The 18,662-nt window shown below is 63.8% G+C and carries 22 protein-coding genes; 12 read left to right on the forward strand and 10 right to left on the reverse strand.

Features of this window, described 5'->3' with window-relative positions; translation table 11 throughout:
• Window positions 1-13: 13 nt before the first annotated feature.
• The 3 genes from ABH924_RS14125 to purB all read right to left on the reverse strand — a co-directional run bounded on the left by ABH924_RS14125 (window position 14) and on the right by purB (window position 2,802).
• Window positions 14-517: a GNAT family N-acetyltransferase gene (locus ABH924_RS14125; protein ID WP_234751783.1), complete on the reverse strand. Its 504-nt coding sequence runs from the start codon at window positions 515-517 to the stop codon at window positions 14-16.
• Window positions 518-641: 124 nt separating this feature from the next.
• Window positions 642-1,301 carry a histidine phosphatase family protein gene (locus ABH924_RS14130; protein ID WP_234751785.1) on the reverse strand — a complete coding sequence of 220 codons (660 nt, stop codon included), beginning with the start codon at window positions 1,299-1,301 and terminating at the stop codon, window positions 642-644.
• Between the two features lie 58 nt (window positions 1,302-1,359).
• Window positions 1,360-2,802, reverse strand: a complete 1,443-nt coding sequence (gene purB / locus ABH924_RS14135; RefSeq protein WP_404499702.1) for an adenylosuccinate lyase — start codon at window positions 2,800-2,802, stop codon at window positions 1,360-1,362.
• Between the two features lie 192 nt (window positions 2,803-2,994).
• Here purB and ABH924_RS14140 point away from each other — a divergent pair, with 192 nt between their 5' ends.
• Genes ABH924_RS14140 through ABH924_RS14150 form a run of 3 tightly spaced genes read left to right on the forward strand, consistent with a single transcriptional unit; the run spans window position 2,995 to window position 4,672 of the window.
• A complete protein-coding gene (locus ABH924_RS14140) occupies window positions 2,995-3,303 on the forward strand; it encodes a hypothetical protein (RefSeq protein WP_234751789.1) in 309 nt (102 codons plus the stop codon).
• Window positions 3,303-4,256, forward strand: a complete 954-nt coding sequence (locus ABH924_RS14145; protein WP_404499704.1) for a hypothetical protein — start codon at window positions 3,303-3,305, stop codon at window positions 4,254-4,256. The genes ABH924_RS14140 and ABH924_RS14145 overlap by 1 nt, the downstream gene beginning before the upstream one ends.
• Entirely contained in the window at window positions 4,253-4,672 is a 420-nt protein-coding gene (locus tag ABH924_RS14150) for a hypothetical protein (protein ID WP_404499706.1), read from the forward strand. Before ABH924_RS14145 ends, ABH924_RS14150 begins: the two co-directional genes overlap by 4 nt.
• A 33-nt stretch (window positions 4,673-4,705) precedes the next feature.
• On the opposite strand, the gene ABH924_RS14155 is transcribed toward ABH924_RS14150, so the two are convergent.
• On the reverse strand, window positions 4,706-5,134 hold the full coding sequence (locus ABH924_RS14155; RefSeq protein ID WP_404499708.1) for a phage holin family protein: 429 nt from the start codon (window positions 5,132-5,134) through the stop codon (window positions 4,706-4,708).
• 106 nt (window positions 5,135-5,240) lie between these two features.
• On the opposite strand from ABH924_RS14155, the gene ABH924_RS14160 reads away from it, so the two are divergent.
• The 5 genes from ABH924_RS14160 to ABH924_RS14180 all read left to right on the forward strand — a co-directional run bounded on the left by ABH924_RS14160 (window position 5,241) and on the right by ABH924_RS14180 (window position 10,919).
• On the forward strand, window positions 5,241-6,359 hold the full coding sequence (locus tag ABH924_RS14160; protein ID WP_404499710.1) for a histidinol-phosphate transaminase: 1,119 nt from the start codon (window positions 5,241-5,243) through the stop codon (window positions 6,357-6,359).
• 144 nt (window positions 6,360-6,503) lie between these two features.
• Window positions 6,504-7,712: a pyruvate dehydrogenase (acetyl-transferring) E1 component subunit alpha gene (pdhA, locus tag ABH924_RS14165; protein ID WP_404499712.1), complete on the forward strand. Its 1,209-nt coding sequence runs from the start codon at window positions 6,504-6,506 to the stop codon at window positions 7,710-7,712.
• On the forward strand, window positions 7,712-8,692 hold the full coding sequence (locus ABH924_RS14170) for an alpha-ketoacid dehydrogenase subunit beta (protein WP_234751802.1): 981 nt from the start codon (window positions 7,712-7,714) through the stop codon (window positions 8,690-8,692). The genes pdhA and ABH924_RS14170 overlap by 1 nt, the downstream gene beginning before the upstream one ends.
• A 57-nt stretch (window positions 8,693-8,749) precedes the next feature.
• On the forward strand, window positions 8,750-10,297 hold the full coding sequence (locus ABH924_RS14175) for a 2-oxo acid dehydrogenase subunit E2 (RefSeq protein ID WP_404499715.1): 1,548 nt from the start codon (window positions 8,750-8,752) through the stop codon (window positions 10,295-10,297).
• Complete coding sequence (locus ABH924_RS14180) at window positions 10,290-10,919, forward strand: phosphatase PAP2 family protein (RefSeq protein ID WP_404499717.1); 630 nt, start codon at window positions 10,290-10,292, stop codon at window positions 10,917-10,919. The genes ABH924_RS14175 and ABH924_RS14180 overlap by 8 nt, the downstream gene beginning before the upstream one ends.
• Here the strand turns inward: ABH924_RS14180 and ABH924_RS14185 are convergent.
• The 3 genes from ABH924_RS14185 to ABH924_RS14195 form a co-directional block, all read right to left on the reverse strand.
• The gene (locus ABH924_RS14185) at window positions 10,916-11,254 is read right to left on the reverse strand and encodes a hypothetical protein (RefSeq protein ID WP_234751808.1); all 339 of its coding nucleotides are present in this window, start codon (window positions 11,252-11,254) and stop codon (window positions 10,916-10,918) included. The two genes, ABH924_RS14180 and ABH924_RS14185, sit on opposite strands and share 4 nt — an antisense overlap.
• 155 nt (window positions 11,255-11,409) lie before the next feature.
• The gene (locus ABH924_RS14190; protein ID WP_234751811.1) at window positions 11,410-11,838 is read right to left on the reverse strand and encodes a universal stress protein; all 429 of its coding nucleotides are present in this window, start codon (window positions 11,836-11,838) and stop codon (window positions 11,410-11,412) included.
• Complete coding sequence (locus ABH924_RS14195) at window positions 11,835-13,142, reverse strand: PLP-dependent aminotransferase family protein (RefSeq protein ID WP_404499720.1); 1,308 nt, start codon at window positions 13,140-13,142, stop codon at window positions 11,835-11,837. Before ABH924_RS14195 ends, ABH924_RS14190 begins: the two co-directional genes overlap by 4 nt.
• A gap of 114 nt (window positions 13,143-13,256) precedes the next feature.
• Between ABH924_RS14195 and ABH924_RS14200 the strand changes: the two genes are divergently transcribed.
• Window positions 13,257-14,084, forward strand: a complete 828-nt coding sequence (locus ABH924_RS14200) for an isocitrate lyase/phosphoenolpyruvate mutase family protein (RefSeq protein WP_404499722.1) — start codon at window positions 13,257-13,259, stop codon at window positions 14,082-14,084.
• A 9-nt stretch (window positions 14,085-14,093) separates the two neighbouring features.
• On the opposite strand, the gene ABH924_RS14205 is transcribed toward ABH924_RS14200, so the two are convergent.
• The 3 genes from ABH924_RS14205 to ABH924_RS14215 form a co-directional block, all read right to left on the reverse strand.
• The gene (locus ABH924_RS14205; RefSeq protein ID WP_404499724.1) at window positions 14,094-14,807 is read right to left on the reverse strand and encodes a GerMN domain-containing protein; all 714 of its coding nucleotides are present in this window, start codon (window positions 14,805-14,807) and stop codon (window positions 14,094-14,096) included.
• A 165-nt stretch (window positions 14,808-14,972) separates the two neighbouring features.
• On the reverse strand, window positions 14,973-15,371 hold the full coding sequence (locus tag ABH924_RS14210) for a DUF1801 domain-containing protein (protein WP_404499726.1): 399 nt from the start codon (window positions 15,369-15,371) through the stop codon (window positions 14,973-14,975).
• Between the two features lie 90 nt (window positions 15,372-15,461).
• The gene (locus tag ABH924_RS14215) at window positions 15,462-16,028 is read right to left on the reverse strand and encodes an NAD(P)H-dependent oxidoreductase (protein ID WP_404499728.1); all 567 of its coding nucleotides are present in this window, start codon (window positions 16,026-16,028) and stop codon (window positions 15,462-15,464) included.
• 123 nt (window positions 16,029-16,151) lie between these two features.
• Between ABH924_RS14215 and ABH924_RS14220 the strand changes: the two genes are divergently transcribed.
• The 3 genes from ABH924_RS14220 (at window position 16,152) to ABH924_RS14230 (ending at window position 18,659) form a co-directional block, all read left to right on the forward strand.
• Entirely contained in the window at window positions 16,152-16,763 is a 612-nt protein-coding gene (locus tag ABH924_RS14220; protein ID WP_404499729.1) for a TetR/AcrR family transcriptional regulator, read from the forward strand.
• A 42-nt stretch (window positions 16,764-16,805) separates the two neighbouring features.
• Window positions 16,806-17,852 carry a Gfo/Idh/MocA family oxidoreductase gene (locus ABH924_RS14225; protein WP_404499731.1) on the forward strand — a complete coding sequence of 349 codons (1,047 nt, stop codon included), beginning with the start codon at window positions 16,806-16,808 and terminating at the stop codon, window positions 17,850-17,852.
• A gap of 135 nt (window positions 17,853-17,987) precedes the next feature.
• The gene (locus ABH924_RS14230) at window positions 17,988-18,659 is read left to right on the forward strand and encodes a hypothetical protein (protein WP_404499733.1); all 672 of its coding nucleotides are present in this window, start codon (window positions 17,988-17,990) and stop codon (window positions 18,657-18,659) included.
• Window positions 18,660-18,662: the final 3 nt, after the last annotated feature.

Genomic DNA, 18,662 nt, shown 5'->3' on the forward strand with positions numbered 1-18,662 from the left:
TGGCCGCCGCTCCCTAGGCCATCGCCGTGTGCGAGGCGCTGTGTGAATCGATCGGCTTGGCGTAGCACTGCGAGTGGCTGACACCAATGTAGGGGCCGAAGTTGGGCACTGCGGCGAAGCCGGCGCTCTCGTAGAAGCTGCGGCCGTCCGATTGGGCCGACCCCGCTTCCGCTGTGATCATGCTGAAACCGTGGGCATGTGCCTGCGCTTCCAGCGCGGCAAGGATGGAGCTGGCCACTCCTGAGCCCCTCGCGTAAGGGACGACGTATAGACGCTTGATTTCCGCGGTTTCGGCATCCAGAATCCTTAGCCCTCCGCAACCCAAGGGCTGGCCGGAGCACTTTTCGTAAGCAACGACGAAAACGGCAGTATCAGCTTCCGATGGCGCGGGTCCGGGCTCGTGGTCTGAGTTGCCGAAACGCGCGTCCAGTTCCGCTTGCTGCGCCGCGCGGAGGTCTGCACCCACCGGGTTAGCCCAGGTGACCTGTCTGATGTTGAGCCGCGGATTGGTCTGCATCGGAGCCTCTTTCGCCGGAGGGGGTTATGCCTATCAAGCCTAAGAAGCGGGGGTTACCACGGTGTTTCCTACGCGTAAGCGTCCGGAGAAATACCGGTGCTTCGGGCCTGGCCTCACGCGGCCGTCATTCGACGGCGTCACCGGTGGGATCTTCGACCGTCCGGTCGGCCAAGGCAAGTCCGCCTACCGGGCTTTGGTCCCAGTGCAGCAGGCGCCAGCCGATCTCCGGATCGCCTTCGAGCACCACGATTCCGGTGTTCTGCAGCTGGTGGGTGGCGGCGAACTCGCGGCCAACATCCACGGCACGGCGACCTGCCCAGCAGCGGATCGCAGCACCATGGCTGACCACGACGGCGGATTCGTCGCCTGCCGCCGCGACCTTGGCAATGGCAGCGTCGTAGCGGGCGAAGAACTCGTGGCCATCACCCGCTCCCGGCATGCGGACGTCGAGTTCACCGTCGGTCCAGGCGAAAACGGTGCTCATGTACCGGTGGTGCGACTCGTGGTCGGTGAGTTTCTCCAAGGCCCCGGCCTCAATCTCCTGCAGGCCGTCCAATACGGTGGCCTCGAGTCCAAGGGCTTTTGCAAGCGGGGCAGCCGTCAGCTGGGTGCGGATCAGGGTCGATGCATAGATGGCCGCGATGTCCTCGTTGGCAAGAGACCCCGGGAGCGCAGCGGCCTGACGTTCACCGAGTTCAGTCAGTCCTGGACCGGGAAACGCCGTGTCCAACTGCCCCAAGACGTTTCCGGGGGTTTGCCCGTGGCGGATAAGCAAGAGCCTCATGCTGACACAGTTCCTTACATCGATTCGGAAACGCCGGGTCCATGAGCAGCGCCGCGTTCTACTTCAGGTGGTCCACCAACTGGTCCGCGATACCGGTGTATTTGCCGGGAGTAAGTGCCAGGAGGCGTGCCTCGGCTTCGGAAGACAAGCCCAGGCTCGAGACGAACTCCTGCATGCGGACGGCATCGACGCGCTGACCGCGGGTGAGGTCCTTGAGTCGCTCGTACGGGTTCTCCATCCCCTCAACGCCGGCGATGGCCTCGGCGCGCATGACCATCTGGATCGCCTCGCCCAGGACTTCCCAGTTGGTGTCGAGGTCGGCTGCCAGTACTTCCTCGGCAACGTCAAGGGCCTTGAGTCCCTTGGCAACATTCGAGATTGCAAGGAGCGAGTGTCCGAATGCAACGCCGATGTTGCGTTGCGAGGAAGAATCAGTGAGGTCTCGCTGCCAACGGGAGGTAACCAGCGTCGCGCCCAGAGTGTCCAACAATCCGTTGGAAATCTCCAGGTTGGCTTCGGCGTTTTCGAAGCGGATCGGATTGACCTTGTGCGGCATGGTGGAGGAGCCGGTGGCGCCGGCAACCGGGATCTGGCGGAAGTAGCCAATCGAGATGTAGCTCCAGATGTCCGTGCAGACGTTGTGCAGAATGCGGTTGAAGCGGGCGACGTCGGCATAGAGCTCGGCCTGCCAGTCGTGGCTCTCGATCTGGGTGGTCAACGGGTTCCACGTCAGTCCCAGGCCTTCAACGAAGGACTGGGCTACGGCCTCCCAATCGGCACCGGGAACGGAAGCGACATGTGCGGCATAAGTGCCAGTAGCGCCATTGATCTTGCCCAGGTACTGGGTCTTGGAAACGCGGTCCAGCTGGCGGCTCAGGCGGTGCGTGATGACTGCCAGTTCCTTGCCAAGAGTGGTGGGAGTGGCCGGCTGGCCGTGCGTGCGGGAAAGCATCGGGACGGCGCGGTTCTCCTCGGCCATCGCTTCGATCTGATTCACCAAGGCGCTGGCAGCAGGGAGCCAGACATCTTCCACGGCACCCTTGACGCCCAAAGCGTAGGAAAGGTTGTTGATGTCTTCCGATGTGCAGCCGAAGTGCACCATCGCGGTCAGGTTCTCGATACCGATCGCTGGGAGGCGGCGGCCGATGTAGTACTCAACGGCCTTGACGTCGTGGACCGTGACAGCTTCGATTTCAGCGAGTTCCGCGACTGAAGCGGAGTCGAACTCGGTGACGATGGCGCGCAGCTTCTCCTGCTGTTCGGTGGTCAGGGGCCCGGCGCCGGGAAGTACGTTGTTGCTGGTCAGGTGGATGAGCCACTCGACCTCGACGGCCACGCGGTCGCGGTTGAGAGCGGCCTCGGACAGGTAGTCGACCAGGGGAGCGACGGCGGACTGGTACCGGCCGTCCAGCGGGCCCAGGGCGATCGGCTCCGGCGACGCGGCGAGAGCCAGGCGTCCGGAGGGCGTACGGATAACAGCGGCGGCGACGGTTTCAGGCATGAGGCAATTCTTTCATGAACTCGGCTCGCGCCATTAAGCCGGACTTCACTATGTGCATAACATCGCGGCTCTCTCTTCCTGGCCGTGTTTTCGGCAGGTTATCCACATAGCCGCTGACAGCGGTTCCGCGCCACCGGAGCACAACGTAGCGTCGCTGCCACGACATCAATGGACATGGAGGAGGACAACGTCTTGAGCGGCATTCTTATGGCGGCCGGAGGACCGGATCTGGATTCTCAGCAATGTATTCCACGAGGCGCGGAGATCCAGAAGCTCGGATGGCGGATGAGCGTCTGCGCCGACCAAGCCGACGCCGTTCTTGCCAAGTTGGCGCAATTGCAACTCGAGCAATGGGAGTCGTCGGCCGGCCGCGCGTACCGGACCACGCTGGCTTTGCACGCCGCCTCCCTTCGAAGGGGGCGTGATGCGTTGCGCGAGGCCGCTGCAGCGACCCTCCGCCATGCCCGGAATGTGGCATCGAAACCCCAGTCCGGCTTCTGATGGCCGAAGTCGCTCCTATCGGTGCGGGCGGAACTCCCCACCCTCGAACACCCGAGCCGGATGGCACATTGCGGATACGCGGTGGAGTCGGCGGAATCCGCTTCCAATTCGAAGAGTTGCTTGCTGGCGCTGCCGCGCTTGAGGGACTGGTGCTCCAACTGCAGGCCATTGAAGTGGAAGCGGAAGCGGTGAGGGTGGCTCTCTTCCCTTACCAGGCCTCGTCCTACACGAGTGGGAGCAACGCCATCATTGCCGTCGGCGAGAGCGGCCGGGACATTGGTCGGGTCCGCGAACAGCTTCAGCGGATTGGCAACGATGTCAGGGCAAGCCACCGTGAATACGAGTTTGCCGAATCACACGCGGCGATCAGGTTGCGGATGGGCATGGGAATGCCAGTCCTCACGACTGGTCCGAATCCCCTGGACCCTGGCCTGAGGGGCGCCACAGAAGGAGCTGTCCGGGATCTGACCCGGATATTGGCGCTGATGATGGGGCTACCCCCGGCAGCGGCCAACCTTTCAGGGGCGGCGGCCGGGCCAACTGATGTCGGCGCCGGCCTGAGAGCGATCGTGGCGGTCCCCGCATTGGCTTTCCTCAGGCCACGTCCTATTTCGGTCAGCCGGAGCGGGACAGCCACCAAGAGCGTGGACCTCTCGGCAGCAGGAATGCTCCGGGAACTGGATCACGTCGGCGCCACTTCAGAGGGCGAAATTGAAGTGGTGCAGGTAGATAAGGACGGAGAACGGGCGTGGGTGGTCTTGATTCCCGGCACCCAGCCGGGCAACCCGCCAGGAGGCAGCAATCCATTGGACGAAGCCGGGATTGCCGAAGCGCTGGGTTACAACTCGATGGAAACCAGGAAGGCCATCCGTCAGGCGTTGCTCGAGGCAGGTGCCGCAGCCGGCGAAACGGTGGTGGCAGTCGGCCACAGCCAAGGGGAATCCATGCCATGAACTTGAGCAAGGACAAAGCGTTCCTCGCCGAGTATGACCTCAAGTTTGTAGTGACAGCTGGATCACCCGTCGGCGGGATCACCCCGCAAACCGGCATCGCGAGCCTGCACCTGGAGCACGAACAGGATTGGGTTCCTGGTGCGGAAGGCAAAGCGAATCAGGACACCAAGGACAGGGTTACGGTGACCATGACCAATCCGGTGATCCTGGAACCCGGCGAAGACCAAAGCATTGGGCCGGCGCACAAGCTCTCACGCTACGAGGAAGGGGCAAAGCTGGTGCAGCTCAGTTCCGATCCTTCACTGGCCGCTTCCACAGCCACTCTGGGCGGGATACTGGGCGCTGGTGGAGTGGCCAAGGTGAGCCGGTTCAAGCTGACCCGCGAAGCGCCCCCGGCCCCGCGGGGAGGGCGGTGAGAAATAGGGTCGAAGATTCCGGCGCAAGGCTCCTTAACGCCTGTTACCGCCCGGAATCCAGCTGGCCACCATGGAGATCAGGCTGATGATGATCGCGGCGAGAACTGCGGTCCAGAAGAAACGGTCGATGGTGAGGTGTACCGGCGTGTAGCTACTGAGCCACGCTGTCAGGGACAACATGGCCGCGTTGATGACAATCGTGAACAGGCCGAGGGTGAGGATCGTGATCGGAAGGGAGAGCAGCTTGACCAGCGGCCGCACAAAGGCATTGACGATGCCAAAAATGAGCCCTATGAAGAGATAGGCAAGAACCAGGCCCAAGGTGTCGTCGCCTTGTGTGACGCCCGCGTTGCTCACTGCGTTGGTGGTAGCCGAAGTGGAAATATCCATCCCGGGCAGAATCCAGCTGGCAACCCAGAGGGCCAGCCCGTTGATCAGGACACGCACAATGAATGAACCCATACGCCCATGCTTTCACATGCGCTGGGTTTCCCCTGCGCCGCTCTTCGCATGCACTGGCCAGAGGGCTCGCCAGCATGGGCCGAAGCCCTGCAAGTAGGCTGGTGCCATGAATTCTTCTGACAACGCACCGGAGGGCGTGCGTCCCCGCCCGGTTGTGGACAGGCTCCCCAAATATGCTGCAGGCAAGCCTCCCGTGGCGATAGAGGGCCTGACCAGTTACAAACTGTCGTCCAATGAAAACCCGCTACCCCCGATTCCCGCCGTGCTCCAGGCAATCGCTGATCAGTCGGACATCAACCGGTACCCGGACCCTTTGTCCACCAAGCTGCGCACGGCGCTCGCCGACTTCCTGGGAGTCCCCGCTGACGACGTCGTCACTGGAGCCGGAAGCCTCGGGGCCTTGAATCAGATCCTTTCCACCTTTGCCGGACAGAACCACGACGGCAAGGCTGATGAGGTTATCTATGCCTGGCGCTCCTTCGAGGCCTACCCCATCTGCGTAGGGGTGGCCGGGGCTGAGGGTGTCCAGATCCCGTTGCTTTCCGACGGACGCCACGATCTCGAGGCCATGGCGGCCGCTGTGACCGTCCGCACCAAGGTGATTCTGCTTTGCACGCCAAACAACCCCACGGGCCCCATCCTCACCGCCGAGGAAACCGAACGGTTCATCCAGTCAGTGCCGGCAGGCGTCGTCGTTGTTATCGATGAGGCCTACCAGGAGTTCGTCAGGAACGAGAACGCCGTGGACGGCATCAAGCTGTACCGCAAGTACCCCAATGTCGTGGTCCTCCGCACCTTTTCCAAGGCTCACGGCCTTGCGGGGCTGCGCGTTGGATACAGCGTTTCCGGTCCGGATCTCACCCAGCACCTGCGCGTCACTGCCACGCCGTTTGCCGTCTCGCAGATTGCCGAACGCGCCGCCATTACTTCGTTGGAGAATTTCGACCAAGTTGTGGAAAGGGTACAAAGCCTGGTTGACGAGCGGGACCGGGTTACCGCAGGACTCCGGGAGCTGGGATGGTTCGTGCCCGAGGCTCAAGGCAACTTCGTGTGGCTGAATCTTGGCGAGAATAGCGCCGAATTTGCCGGACTAGCAGGCGAGCGGGCGTTGTCCGTGCGGGCCTTCGGCAACGAAGGCGTCCGGGTCAGCATTGGAGAGGTCGAGGCCAATACCCGATTCCTCGAGCTCTGTGCGTCCTATACAAAAGCGCCGCAGCCTTCCTAGCGGTTAACAAATGCCCCTGCGTCCCTTACTGCGGATAAAGTAAGGGACGAAAGCCAAGATATGCCGATTCCGGAATGCATTCCGAAATCGGCATATATCAGCGAATATTGCTCAGCATCGGGCTGCGGCAGGCAAGGAGACGGAATGGGCGCAACTAAACTGCCCACCCCCGGGATCAACGGAACGGGACTGGATCAGCAGTCTCCGGCGGCAGGCGCTTCAAGCGATCCCGCTGCCGAGATGATCCAGCTGCTGGGGCCGGACGGCAAGCTAGGGACGGATCCCGTCTTCTCTGATTACGCCAAGCGCCTTGATCCTGAGCAGCTCCGGGGCTTCTACGCCGACATGGCCAAGGTCCGCCGCTTCGACCAGGAGGCCACGGCCCTTCAGCGCCAAGGCGAGCTGGCTCTTTGGGTTCCCCTCACCGGCCAGGAGGCCGCCCAGATCGGTTCCGGACGCGCCACCCAGCGGCAGGATTACATCTTCCCCACATACCGGGAACATGGCGTTGCATTGACCCGTGATGTGGATCTGGCAGAACTCCTGAAGCTCTTCCGCGGAATTTCGAATGGTGGCTGGGATCCCACCGAGAACAACTTCCATCTCTACACTCTCGTGCTTGCGGCGCAGACGCTGCATTCCGTTGGTTACGCCATGGGAATCCAGCGGGACCAGAAGCTCGCGGAAGCAAATGGTTCCAACGATCCGAAGGCTGCTGTTGTGGCCTACTTCGGTGACGGTGCCAGTTCCGAAGGCGACGTCCACGAATCCATGGTCTTCGCGGCGTCCTACAACGCTCCCGTGGTGTTCTTCTGCCAGAACAACCACTGGGCCATCTCGGTCCCCACCGAGGTGCAGACCAAGGTTCCGCTGTTCAACCGGGCCAAGGGATACGGCTTCCCGGGCATCCGGGTGGACGGCAACGACGTCATGGCGGTCCACGCGGTCACCGAGTGGGCGCTTGAACACGCCCGCGAAGGCCGCGGTCCGGTGCTCATCGAGGCATATACCTACCGCGTTGGTGCCCACACCACGGCGGACGACCCCACCAAGTACCGCGAGTCCGCCGAAGAAACCGCATGGCGAGGCAAGGATCCCTTGGACCGCCTCGAGAAGTACCTCCGCAACGAGGGCCTGGCCGACGAGGCTTTCTTTGAGCAAGTCAGAGTTGACGGCGACAAACTCGCTGCCCATGTCCGTAGCACCACGCAAAGTCTGCAGGGCCCGAACTTCCGCGAGTCATTCGCCGGGGTCTATGCCGAGCCGCACCCGCTGGTGGCCGAGGAACTTGCTTGGTTCGAGGAATACTCCGCCGGATTCGAAGGCGACGAGGAAGAGGGGACAGGCAACTGATGACCACCATGACCATTGCCAAGGCCATCAACGAAGGCCTCCGGGCGTCGCTCACCAACAATCCGAAGTCCTTGCTCATGGGCGAAGACATCGGGCCGCTGGGTGGCGTCTATCGGGTGACCGACGGACTTATCAAGGAGTTCGGCGCAGACCGGGTAGTGGATACCCCGCTGGCTGAGTCCGGCATCGTCGGCACCGCCATAGGCCTGGCCCTGCGCGGCTACCGTCCCATCTGCGAAATCCAGTTCGATGGCTTTGTCTTCCCCGGCTTCAACCAGATCACCACACAGCTGGCCAAGATGCACTCCCGCAGCGGCGGCAAGCTGACTGTTCCCGTAGTCATCCGCATTCCCTATGGTGGCGGCATCGGCTCGATCGAACATCACTCGGAGTCGCCGGAAGCGCTGTTCGCCCACACGGCCGGGCTGCGCATCATCACTCCGTCCAATGCCCACGACGCCTACTGGATGATCCAGCAGGCCGTTGACTGCACGGACCCGGTTATCTTCTTCGAGCCCAAGCGCCGCTACTGGCTCAAGGGCGAGGTGGACACCGAAAACCCAGGACCGGCGTCGGACCCGTTCCAGGCGCATGTCCTGCGCGGAGGTTCCGACGCGACAATCGTGGCCTACGGGCCGCTGGTACCGGTCGCACTGGCCGCCGCAGCGGCGGCGGAAGAGGACGGGCGCAGCATCGAGGTGATCGACCTGCGCTCGATTTCCCCCATCGACTTCGACACCGTCACTGCTTCCGTCAAGAAGACCGGCCGCTTGATCGTTGCGCACGAAGCCCCGACGTTCGGGGGGATCGGCGGCGAGATCGCTGCGCGGATCAGTGAGCGTGCCTTCCTGCACCTTGAGGCTCCGGTTATCCGCGTGGGTGGTTTCCACATGCCGTATCCCGTGGCGAAGGTGGAAGAGGACTACTTGCCGGACATCGACAAGATCCTCGAAGCTCTGGACCGTTCCCTGGCCTACTAGCCCCCCCTGATTGCACCCGCCGCCAAGCCGACGGGCCAGCCGAGATCGAGGACCTAAGTGACTCTTAAGAAATTCAACCTGCCGGATGTCGGCGAAGGCCTGACCGAGGCGGAAATCGTCTCCTGGAAGGTCAAACCCGGCGACACCGTGGCCATCAACGACGTCATCTGCGAGATCGAGACCGCCAAGTCCCTCGTGGAATTGCCGTCCCCGTATGCCGGTACCGTTGCGGAATTGCTCGTCGCCGAAGGCATCACGGTTGAAGTCGGAACCGCGATTATCGGTATTTCAGACAATGCGCCGGGAGTGCTGAAGCCCACGCCGGCGCCGGCCTCGCCTACGGCCGTACAGGCACCCTCCGCCGCGCCCGCAGCCGAACAGGCCTTCGAAGCCTCGATGTACGGCAAGTTGCCCGCCGACGCCGGAACGTCCGACGGCGGCCCCGCCGGCGGTCCGCTGGTTGGCTCCGGTCCGAAGGCCGACGCCGTCAAGCGCCGCCCGCGTAAGCGCCCGGAAGGCGCTACCGCTGTAGCCGCGGCCGCGCCGGGCACGGCACCCGCCGCCGTCGAACCCACCGTGGAACCCGTCGTCGAGCCCAGCGCTCCGGCCCTGCCGCCCGTTGCCGCACAGCAGCCCGCAAGCCAGGGAACCGCAAGCCAGGCGGCGGGTCTCACCGGCCTTGGCGCAACGGTCAGCGGCCTCGTCAACCGGGTGTTGGCCAAGCCTCCCGTGCGCAAGATCGCCCGCGAACTTGGGATTGACCTGGCCGACGTCGTTCCCACGGGAGCCCGCGGCGAAGTGACCCGCGAGGACTTGGTCAGCTACCAGTCGCAGCGCGATGCCGAGGTAGACCAAGCAGACACGTTCTGGGGTGCGTCCAAGAAACCGCAGGATCAGCGGGTGGAACGGATCCCCGTCAAGGGCGTCCGCAAGGCCACCGCCAAAGCCATGGTGGAGTCGGCCTTCACGGCGCCGCATGTGAGTATCTTCGTTGACGTCGATGCCAGCCGCACGATGGAATTCGTCAAGCGACTCAAGGCCTCCAGGGACTTTGAGGGCATCAAGGTGTCGCCGCTGCTGATTCTCTCCAAGGCCGTGATTTGGGCCGCGGCACGCAACCCGAGCGTTAACGCGACCTGGGTGGAGAACGCCGATGGTAACGGCAACGCGGAGATCCACGTCAAGCACTACATGAACCTGGGTATTGCCGCAGCTACGCCGCGAGGGCTCATGGTGCCGAACATCAAGGATGCCCAGGATCTTTCCCTCAAAGAACTGGCCCTCGCGCTCAACGAGCTCGCCAGTACGGCACGCGCGGGCAAGACCCAGCCCGCGCAGATGCAGGGCGGCTCGCTGACCATCACAAACGTCGGCGCCCTCGGTATCGACACAGGAACGCCCATCATCAACCCCGGTGAGGTGGCAATCGTCGCGTTCGGCACCATCAAGCAAAAGCCTTGGGTGCTCGACGGCGAGGTCATCCCCCGTTGGATCACAACGCTTGGCGGTTCGTTCGATCACCGGGTGGTGGACGGGGATCTCTCCGCACGCTTCATGGCCGACGTCGCATCCATTCTCGAAGAGCCGGCTCTGCTGCTTGACTGAGCGGAGCGGCATCGGAGAGCAGCGCGGTGTTGGGGGACGGCACCGCGCTGCCCGGGTCCTGACGGAAGTCTTCCAGCCGCCCGCCGTCGTGTCCGTCTTGCTGCTCATCAGCCCTGCGGTGCAACCGGGTTTCCCGGGGACGATATGGTTCGGTGTCCTGGGGGCGGTCTTTGTGTGCGTGCTGCCGCTGGCCTACGTCCTGCTCATGGTGAGGCTCGGCAAACTCAGGGACCACCACGTCAGCGACCGCAGGGAGCGTACGCCCTTGCTGATGCTTGCGCTCGTGTCCGTGGTCGTGGGGTTGTTGGTTCTCAATCTCATCCACGCCCCCACGAGCGTCTCGGCGATGATCCTTGCGCTGATGGGCGGCATCACGGTGTTGGCCGCAGTCAGCCTCGTGTGGAAGATCAGCGGTCATGCCTCGGCAATTTCCGCGGCCGCAGTCATAGTGGCTCTCATGTTCGGGCCGGCATGGTTGCCGCTACTGATTCTGGTTCCGGCCGTCGGCTGGTCCCGCGTCGTCCTTCGGGACCATACCCGCGGCCAGGTCATCGCCGGATCGTTGTTCGGCGGGGTGGTCATCGCAGGACTTTGGTGGGTCCTGCGCGGTTGGCTGAGCTAGTAGGACGTGTAGCTGAGCGCAAGGTCGCGCAGTTGCTGGTCGCTCATGCTGCCGATCATTCCAAATGACAACACCATGGCCAGGGCTCCGACGGCGAGCATCGCGGAAGCAACCACAAGCAACAATTTCCAGTCCGAGCGAAGGACGCTGCGGAACGTCTCCGGCATCTGGAGCAGCGGGGAGATCATATTCGGAGCGCTGTCTACTGAGCCGTCGTCGAGAAGTGCCACGATGCGGTCATTTGCCCGGTCGAAGCGCATGGAGCTGATGTGGTTGCCATGGCGGGCGAGCAGAATGTCGTGTCCGACGCGTTGGCGCGGCTGCAGAGTAAGCAAAAGGGATCCCCTACGGGTTGTTGTGATGGGCGGCTCGCGCCCTTGGGGGCCACCTCAATTTTATCGGCGGCATCCCAGCCGCACGGCCAAAATCGGGGTGAGACCGCCCACCACAACGCGTGATCCCCGTCAAAGTCCCGGGGTCGGGGAGTCGCTTAAGGTTCGTCCGTCTTGGCGATGTAAACGTCGCACGGCGCTTTGTGCGCCACCGTGTTGGCAACGCTGCCGAGAACCCTGGCCAGTCCCTGCATGCGGCGGTTGCCCACCACGATCACTTTGGCACCCACACGTTCGGCTTCCTTGACCAGGGCCTCTCCGGCTTTGCCGAAGACGGCTCCATAGCTTGTGGTCAACTGGTCGGAGGCGAGTTCCGCGGCTACTTTGCTGGCTACCTTCTCCGCGGCGTCGGCGTCGGAGAGAATCCATTTGTCGCCTCCGCTTTCGACGACCTCCACGTGGGCGCCTTCAAAAGCGGTGATGACGCGCAGTTCCGCGCCCAGTGCGGCTGCCAAATTCTTTGCCGAGTCGGCGGCCCGCCTTGCTGTTACGCTGCCGTCGACTCCGACGAGGACTATTCCGCTCATATAACTGCTCCTTTGCTGATGACATCAATGGCTTCTTGCAAAACCGGCGCCAATCGGCGGACGCCTTCGGCGATGGACTCCGGTGGCACTGCGCTGAAAGCCAACCTCAGTTTGTTGGATGGTTCGTCAGAGTGCGTGAACGCCGCGCCGGGGATGAACACGACCCCTGCCTCGATTGCCTTCTTGAGCAGCGGATACGTGTCGACGCCGTCGGGCAGGGTGACCCAGACGAAGAAGCCACCCTCGGGCTTGGTCCAGCTGAGGCCGGAAGGCATGTGCTCCTCCAACGCCACGAGTAGGGCATTGCAGCGTTCCTCGTACAGGGCACGGTAGGTGTCAATCTGGCCGCGCCAGTCGTAGTCCCGAAGATATGCCGAGATGATCATCTGGTTCAGGGTGGGAGGGCACAAGGTCACGGCTTCCGAGGCCAGGTAGAAGCGCCGCTGCAGGTGCTCGGGCACAAGCGCCCATCCGATTCGCAGTCCCGGGGCAAAGATCTTGGAGAACGAGCCCATGTAGATGACGTCATGCTCATTCGCGGCCCGCATTGGTTCCAACGGGTTGCCGTCGAAGCGCAAAAGACCGTAGGGGTTGTCCTCAAGGACCAGGATATTCGCACTGCGGCATATATCGACGATGCGCTGACGCCTCGCCGGAGCAAGTGTGATGCCGGAGGGGTTGTTGAAGTTGGGGATCGTGTAGAGGAACTTGATGGACTTGCCCTCGGCCTGAAGCGCCGCGATCTTGGCTTCCAGGAGCTCCGGGACCAGGCCGTCGTCGTCCATGTCCACCGTCTCAACTTGGACCTGGTACGCCTCGAAGGTGTTCAGTGCGCCCACGTAGGTGGGGTTTTCCACGAGGACGACGTCGCCCGGGTTGCAGAATACCTTTGTGGCCACGTCCTGGGCGGACTGGGAACCGGCGGTGATCACCACGTTCTCCGGCCGGGCGTCCAGGATGCCCTCCGCCGCCATGATCTCGCAAATCTGGGTACGCAGTTCCTCGGTGCCTTGACCGCCGCCATACTGCAGCGCCGTCATGCCTTCTTCCGCGATGATGCGAGCGGCTGTCTGGCCGAGCTTCTCGAGGGGCAGGGACTGCAGGTAGGGATTTCCGCCGGCGAGGGACACGAGTCCGGGCCGCATTGAAATGTCGAAGACGTCACGCACGGCGGACTGCTTGATGTTGGCGGCGCGCTCCGAGAAAAGTTCCTCGTGGCGGTGGGCGGCAGTTGCTGCTCGCTCTATTGCGTCGATTGCTTCCGCGGGCAACTCCGGCCCGGCGTCCAATGTTTCGTGGGTCACATTGAAAGGATACTCCCCGGAGTTGCCAATTGAGCAACGGATGTTTCATCCCAATTTCGGGATTCGCGGTGCGAAGCGCTTTACGTCCGGGCGCAGGAAGGCTGGAATAGAGCAATGACGATGCATCCCGAACTAGAGTCCAAGGCCCTCCGCTTTCACGAGCTCCATGCCGCGCCGCATGCGCCGTTGGTCCTGGTGAATGCGTGGGATGCGGCATCTGCGCGGATGGTCGAGGAAGCGGGAGCGACGGCGGTGGCGACCTCAAGCTCGGCAGTCTCCTGGAGTCTGGGGTACCGGGACGGGGACCACCTTCCGCGCCAACTCGCGATGGAAGCACTGTCGCGGATTGCAAGGGCCACCCGCTTGCCGGTAACTGCGGACATCGAGACCGGATACGGGCGTACTGACGAAGAACTCCAGGCCACGGTTCGAGCGGTGCTGGACGCGGGCGCCGTCGGGATTAACATCGAGGACTCAGCGGACCGACCGCTGAGCGAGATCGCCGAACAGTCCAGGCGCATCACCCTGATCAGACAGACGGCCGAGGATGCGGGCGTCGGACTGTTCATCAATGCGCGTACGGACACTTATTGGTCTGGAAAGTTTCCGGACACCGCATACGAGGAAACGCTGCACCGTGCGGATGCCTATCAGCGGGCCGGGGCGGACGGAATATTCGTGCCGGGGTTGACAGACCTCCATATTCTGCACGAACTCTCCCGGCGGATCGGCGTACCGCTCAATGCTCTGGCCGGCTTGGGTTCGCCGTCGCCCGGAGAATTGCACGACGTCGGTGTGCGGCGAATCAGCATTGGCGGCAGCACGGCCAGGGCCGCCTACGCGAAGGTCTCCAGGCTGGCCATGGAAGTTCTTGGCGATGGAAACTGGTCGGGCCTCGCCGGAACCCGGAGCTATGCAGACATGGACGCGCTATTCGAGTGACCGGCCACCTCAGCGCAAACTCAGGACGTCTGCCAGGGTGTTCCCGTCGATGTAGATCGCGGCCTGGGATGCTCCCGTAGCCGCCACCGCAGTCTGCGCCAGCTGAGTTTCGATCCGCGGGTTGTCGCACACGCCTCCAGGGCGAAGTGACCCGCTCAGGTTCACGACGGCGGTGGTGCCGTCGAGGTAGCCCGAAACGTAGCGCAGCGCAGAGCCCGAGAGCGCGTTGTACAAACCTGCCCGCGACGCGGTTCCATCGGGCGCCAGCAGTTGCCCCATTGCCACGGCCAGCGGGTCGCCCTCGGGAGGGGCAGTGATGGGGACACCCACGAGGCTGTCGTCACAGCCGAACCGCACCCCGCGGCTGCCGCCGTCACCGATTGCCACGAAATACACAGTGGTTCCAGTCGATTCGCCGCCGGCGGTTGGGAGGGGCGTGGGAACCGGCCCGGCTACGGGTGCCTGCGGGCTCGCCTTGGTTGGAATCGATGCCGGCGGTGACGGATTGATATACGGAGGAGGAGCCGGGAGGGGCATGGGAATCGGCCCGGTTACCGGCTCCTCCGTCGCCTGGACAAAACCAGGCGAGGCCGGTTGTGCGGAGGGTGACCCGCCGGGATCGCCGCTGCCGGGGGAGGCGCAGCCGGCCAGGCAGAGCGCGAGGGATAGGCACAGCGCGGCGACCGCCGCCGTCGTGCATTCCACGCCGCGTCTGACCCGCATGACAGCCCCCGCTCCTGCCCTGATCATCCCTGGTGCCTGTAACTCAACGTTACGGCTGGCCGCCCGGGTGTGGGCCGCTCCGTCCATGACGGTTCGGCCTCAGCTCAGTCACGGAATGGTAGCGGTGCGGTGACGCCTTGCTACCGCTTCGAAGGGGCGTTCCGGCTAGTCTGTTCCCTTGATCTTCCGCCAGCCGCCGGCGCGGTTGTTCGCCGCGATCTGCCGCAGCATGGTGACGAGTGATGCCCGCGGAATCAGCTCGTGCTCGTGGAAGGTGATCATTCGGGCGGTCTTGTTGCCGTGCCCCGATGTGATGATGTTGTCCGGGTCGGGGACAATTGCGCCGTCGTAAAGGAATAGGTTGATGTGGTCCTTGGCCGCGAGCAATGCGCAGACGTTGCCGTCGAGGACGAAGTATGGTCGTGTGCGGCGCTTGATCGTTTCGACGATTTCAGGCTCGGCTTCATGGATGAGGTCGCGTAGTTGCTCGGCGATGGCTTGTTGCCAGTCCGGGAGGGCCTCAAGGTAGGCGTCGACGTCGGGATGGCGGTTGTAGTCGGCCATGCCGCCATCGTATCGACAAAGAATGCCCCCGCCCACGCCTCAACGGCGGGACAGGGGCATTCTCGCGGCGCGCGGGGTGAACCGCAGGGACTAGGCTGCTACTTCGGCTTCCTGGAAGGCGGTCAGCGGCTCGAAGATGCCCTTGATCTGCTCAACAACTTCGGCGTCGTCCTTCGGGTGCAGCTCGGCGAAGCGGATCATGGAGCCCGGAACGGCGAGCTTGACTTCCTCGAGGACCTTGGCGCCGGCGATGCCGGCTGCCTTGCGGGCCTCGTCCTGCGCCCAGACGCCACCGAACTGGCCAAAAGCGGTACCGACGACGGCGGTCGGCTTGCCTGCCAGCGCACCGGCGCCGAACGGGCGGGACAGCCAGTCAATGGCGTTCTTGAGGGATGCCGGCATGGTGCCGTTGTGTTCCGGCGTGACGAGCAGGATGGCGTCGGCTGCGGCGGCGGCAGCGCGGAGGGCGGCGGCTTCGGCCGGAACCTGACCTTCGACGTCGATGTCTTCGTTGTAGAACGGGATGTTGCCGAGAGAGCCGTGGATCTGTACTTCGACATTTTCCGGGGCGTTGAGCTGGATGGCTTCGGCGAGCTTACGGTTGTGGGAATCGGCGCGGAGGCTGCCAACAAGGGCGAGGACGGTGTTCTTGGACATGGGAACTCCTTGGGTCTGGCCGCGGACGGTGCCGCAGGCGCTCGGTTTTGGAGGCTTCTGCTGCCTTCGTAGATTCTAAACGGACTGCGGTCCGATTAATATTCCCAAGGCTAGAATGTTTTTGTGAGCCTCATCCCCATCCGGCCCGGATTGCCTTTCGGGACGCAGCCGGAGCGCAGCGACGCCGCGCGTAACCGCGAACGGCTCCTTCAAGCTGCCAGGGATCTCGTGGCCGAACATGGCGTGGACGCCGTCACCATGGACATGCTCGCGTGCCGGGCCGACGTCGGGAAGGGGACGGTTTTCCGCCGTTTCGGCAGCAGGGCAGGACTCATGATGACCCTCCTGAGCGACGCCGAAGCGGAATTCCAGCGCGAGTTCATCTTCGGTCCGTCCCCGCTGGGTCCCGGAGCGCCCCCACTTGAACGCCTCATTGCCTTCGGCGAAGCGCGCATCAAATATGTCGAAGAACACGGCGAGCTGGCCCGCGCCGCGGCGGAGCATTCACCGCAAAACCGGCACGACGCCCCGCCGGTCGTGTTGTGGCATCGGCACATCGAGATGCTGCTGCGGGAAGCGGGCCTTGACCGCGATCCTTGGCTTCTGGCTCTTTCCCTCGGTGCCACCCTGGATCCCGAGCGCATGCTCCATTCCCTTCGCGCCCACGGAGTCGCGCCGGAGCGCTTGGCGGCGTCGTGGCGCGAGCTCGTTACGCGCCTGCTGAAAGACTGCTGACATAAGCTACGCAGGGGTATCTTGGCCCGGTAGCGTAGCGGCATGACCCTCACACCGATCCGCACCGCCGTCGTCGGCTATGGCCTTTCCGGCAGCGTCTTTCACGCGCCGTTCATCGCAGCCAATCCCGCGTATTCCCTCGACGTCATCGCCACTTCGGACGCGGGCCGCAAGGCCAAAGCCCAGGAGCGGTATCCGGGCACGAGGATCGTGGACAGTCCGGAAGACGTCCTCGCGCTTGCCGGGGAGCTGGACCTCGTGGTGCTCGGCACGCCACCCGCGACCCATCATCCGCTCGCGAAGGCCGCGCTGGAAGCCGGGGTCGACGTCGTGGTGGACAAGCCATTCGCCGTGAGCAGCGCGCAGGGGCAGGAGCTGATCGAGCTGGCCACGAGGTTGGGCCGCGTGCTTACCGTCTACCAAAACCGCCGCTGGGACGGCGACGCCCTCACGGTGAAGAAGCTGCTCGACGCCGGGACGCTGGGCGAGGTCATGCGCTGCGAGGCTTCAATGGAGCGGTGGGCGCCCGAAATCAGCAAGGCGTGGAAGGCCGGCGCCACGGCCGACGACGGCGGTGGGCTGCTCTTCGATCTGGGAACCCATCTGCTGGACCTGGCCGTGCAAATGTTCGGTCCCGCCGAAGTTATCCACGCTGAAATCCTGGCGCGCCGGCCGCAAGAAAAAGCCGACGACGACGTCTTCCTGGTTCTAAAGCACGCCTCCGGTGTGACCAGCCACGTCGCCATGAACGTCAACAGCCAGCTTCACGCTCCGCGCTTCCGCCTCCTGGGCAGCAAGGGCGGCTTCGTGAAGTTCGGGATCGATCCCCAGGAACCATTCATCCTGGCGGGCGGGCTGCCCACAGACGGCGCCTACGGCGTCGACGATCCGCACCACTACGGCACCCTGGAAATCGACGGCGTGCGGACCTCGGTACCCACCGAGCGCGGCGCCTACCAGGAGTTCTACCGGATCCTTGGCGAGAAGATCGCCGACGGCGGTGCCGCCTCCGCTTTGCCGCTCCCCGTGGATCCGGCCGGGCCGGTCGAGGTACTCAGGCTGATTGAGCAGGCCAGGGCGCTCGCCTGAAAGTTTTTTTGGATCGGCGTAACCTCGCCGGGACCGCCAGCGATGTAAGGGGAGTGTGGACAACGTCCGCACTGATCATCCGGTAGCGACAAAGCCGCTGCCGGAGTAGTCCCAAAACGTTTGTCGGAGGGTTTCATGTCCTTGTTCACTGTCCTTGCCACCAGCAAAATCGCCGCCGGCGTCCTTGCCGCCGGAGCTGTAGCGGTTGGCGGAACCGGCGTCGCAGCCTTCAACGGAGCGCTTCCCAACGATCTGCAGAAGAGCGCCCACGAGCTGCTCGGAGCCCCGGCTCCGGTCGCTTCCAAAGCGGCCGAGTCTGCACAGTCCAAGACGGCTGAGGCGTCCCAGACGGCCACGTCCAAGGCGACTGACGCCGCTGCCGACGCTAAGTCCAAGGCCACGGACGCCATCGACGACGCAAAGTCCAAGGCCGCAGCAGCGGCCGCGTCGGCCAAGGCCACCTCACCGGAGGCGTTCGGCCTCTGCACCGCTCTCCTCAACGGCGGCCTGAAGGCTGAAGCCAAGGTGCCCGGCTACTCCTCACTGGTTGTTGCCGCTGGCGGCGAGGCCAACGTCAACGCACACTGCGCAACTGTAGTGACCGAAGGCAAGGCTGCCGGCTTGAAGGCTGACGGATCCGCTTCCGCCAAGGCTGACGCCGATGGAACCGCCGCACTGCCTGCTACGCCTGCCGTACCGGCTGTTCCCGCAGTGCCGTCCGCACCGGCAGTCCCCGCTGTACCGGCTGTCCCGTCCCACGTGCCGACCGCACCTGTGCACGTGCCGTCCGATTCAGTCAGCCCGTAACAC

It is taken from the genome of Arthrobacter sp. GAS37 (assembly GCF_044908325.1).
GTDB classification, from domain to species: Bacteria; Actinomycetota; Actinomycetes; order Actinomycetales; family Micrococcaceae; genus Arthrobacter; species Arthrobacter ramosus.

Excerpts from the sequence above, each read along its gene's own strand:
- ABH924_RS14125 (WP_234751783.1), bottom strand. The coding sequence starts at position 517 with ATGCAGACCAATCCGCGGCTCAACATCAGACAGGTCACCTGGGCTAAC.
- ABH924_RS14130 (WP_234751785.1), bottom strand. The coding sequence starts at position 1,301 with ATGAGGCTCTTGCTTATCCGCCACGGGCAAACCCCCGGAAACGTCTTG.
- purB (WP_404499702.1), bottom strand. The coding sequence starts at position 2,802 with ATGCCTGAAACCGTCGCCGCCGCTGTTATCCGTACGCCCTCCGGACGC.
- ABH924_RS14145 (WP_404499704.1), top strand. The coding sequence starts at position 3,303 with ATGGCCGAAGTCGCTCCTATCGGTGCGGGCGGAACTCCCCACCCTCGA.
- ABH924_RS14150 (WP_404499706.1), top strand. The coding sequence starts at position 4,253 with ATGAACTTGAGCAAGGACAAAGCGTTCCTCGCCGAGTATGACCTCAAG.
- ABH924_RS14155 (WP_404499708.1), bottom strand. The coding sequence starts at position 5,134 with ATGGGTTCATTCATTGTGCGTGTCCTGATCAACGGGCTGGCCCTCTGG.
- ABH924_RS14160 (WP_404499710.1), top strand. The coding sequence starts at position 5,241 with ATGAATTCTTCTGACAACGCACCGGAGGGCGTGCGTCCCCGCCCGGTT.
- pdhA (WP_404499712.1), top strand. The coding sequence starts at position 6,504 with ATGGGCGCAACTAAACTGCCCACCCCCGGGATCAACGGAACGGGACTG.
- ABH924_RS14170 (WP_234751802.1), top strand. The coding sequence starts at position 7,712 with ATGACCACCATGACCATTGCCAAGGCCATCAACGAAGGCCTCCGGGCG.
- ABH924_RS14190 (WP_234751811.1), bottom strand. The coding sequence starts at position 11,838 with ATGAGCGGAATAGTCCTCGTCGGAGTCGACGGCAGCGTAACAGCAAGG.
- ABH924_RS14200 (WP_404499722.1), top strand. The coding sequence starts at position 13,257 with ATGACGATGCATCCCGAACTAGAGTCCAAGGCCCTCCGCTTTCACGAG.
- ABH924_RS14205 (WP_404499724.1), bottom strand. The coding sequence starts at position 14,807 with ATGCGGGTCAGACGCGGCGTGGAATGCACGACGGCGGCGGTCGCCGCG.
- ABH924_RS14210 (WP_404499726.1), bottom strand. The coding sequence starts at position 15,371 with ATGGCCGACTACAACCGCCATCCCGACGTCGACGCCTACCTTGAGGCC.
- ABH924_RS14215 (WP_404499728.1), bottom strand. The coding sequence starts at position 16,028 with ATGTCCAAGAACACCGTCCTCGCCCTTGTTGGCAGCCTCCGCGCCGAT.
- ABH924_RS14225 (WP_404499731.1), top strand. The coding sequence starts at position 16,806 with ATGACCCTCACACCGATCCGCACCGCCGTCGTCGGCTATGGCCTTTCC.
- ABH924_RS14230 (WP_404499733.1), top strand. The coding sequence starts at position 17,988 with ATGTCCTTGTTCACTGTCCTTGCCACCAGCAAAATCGCCGCCGGCGTC.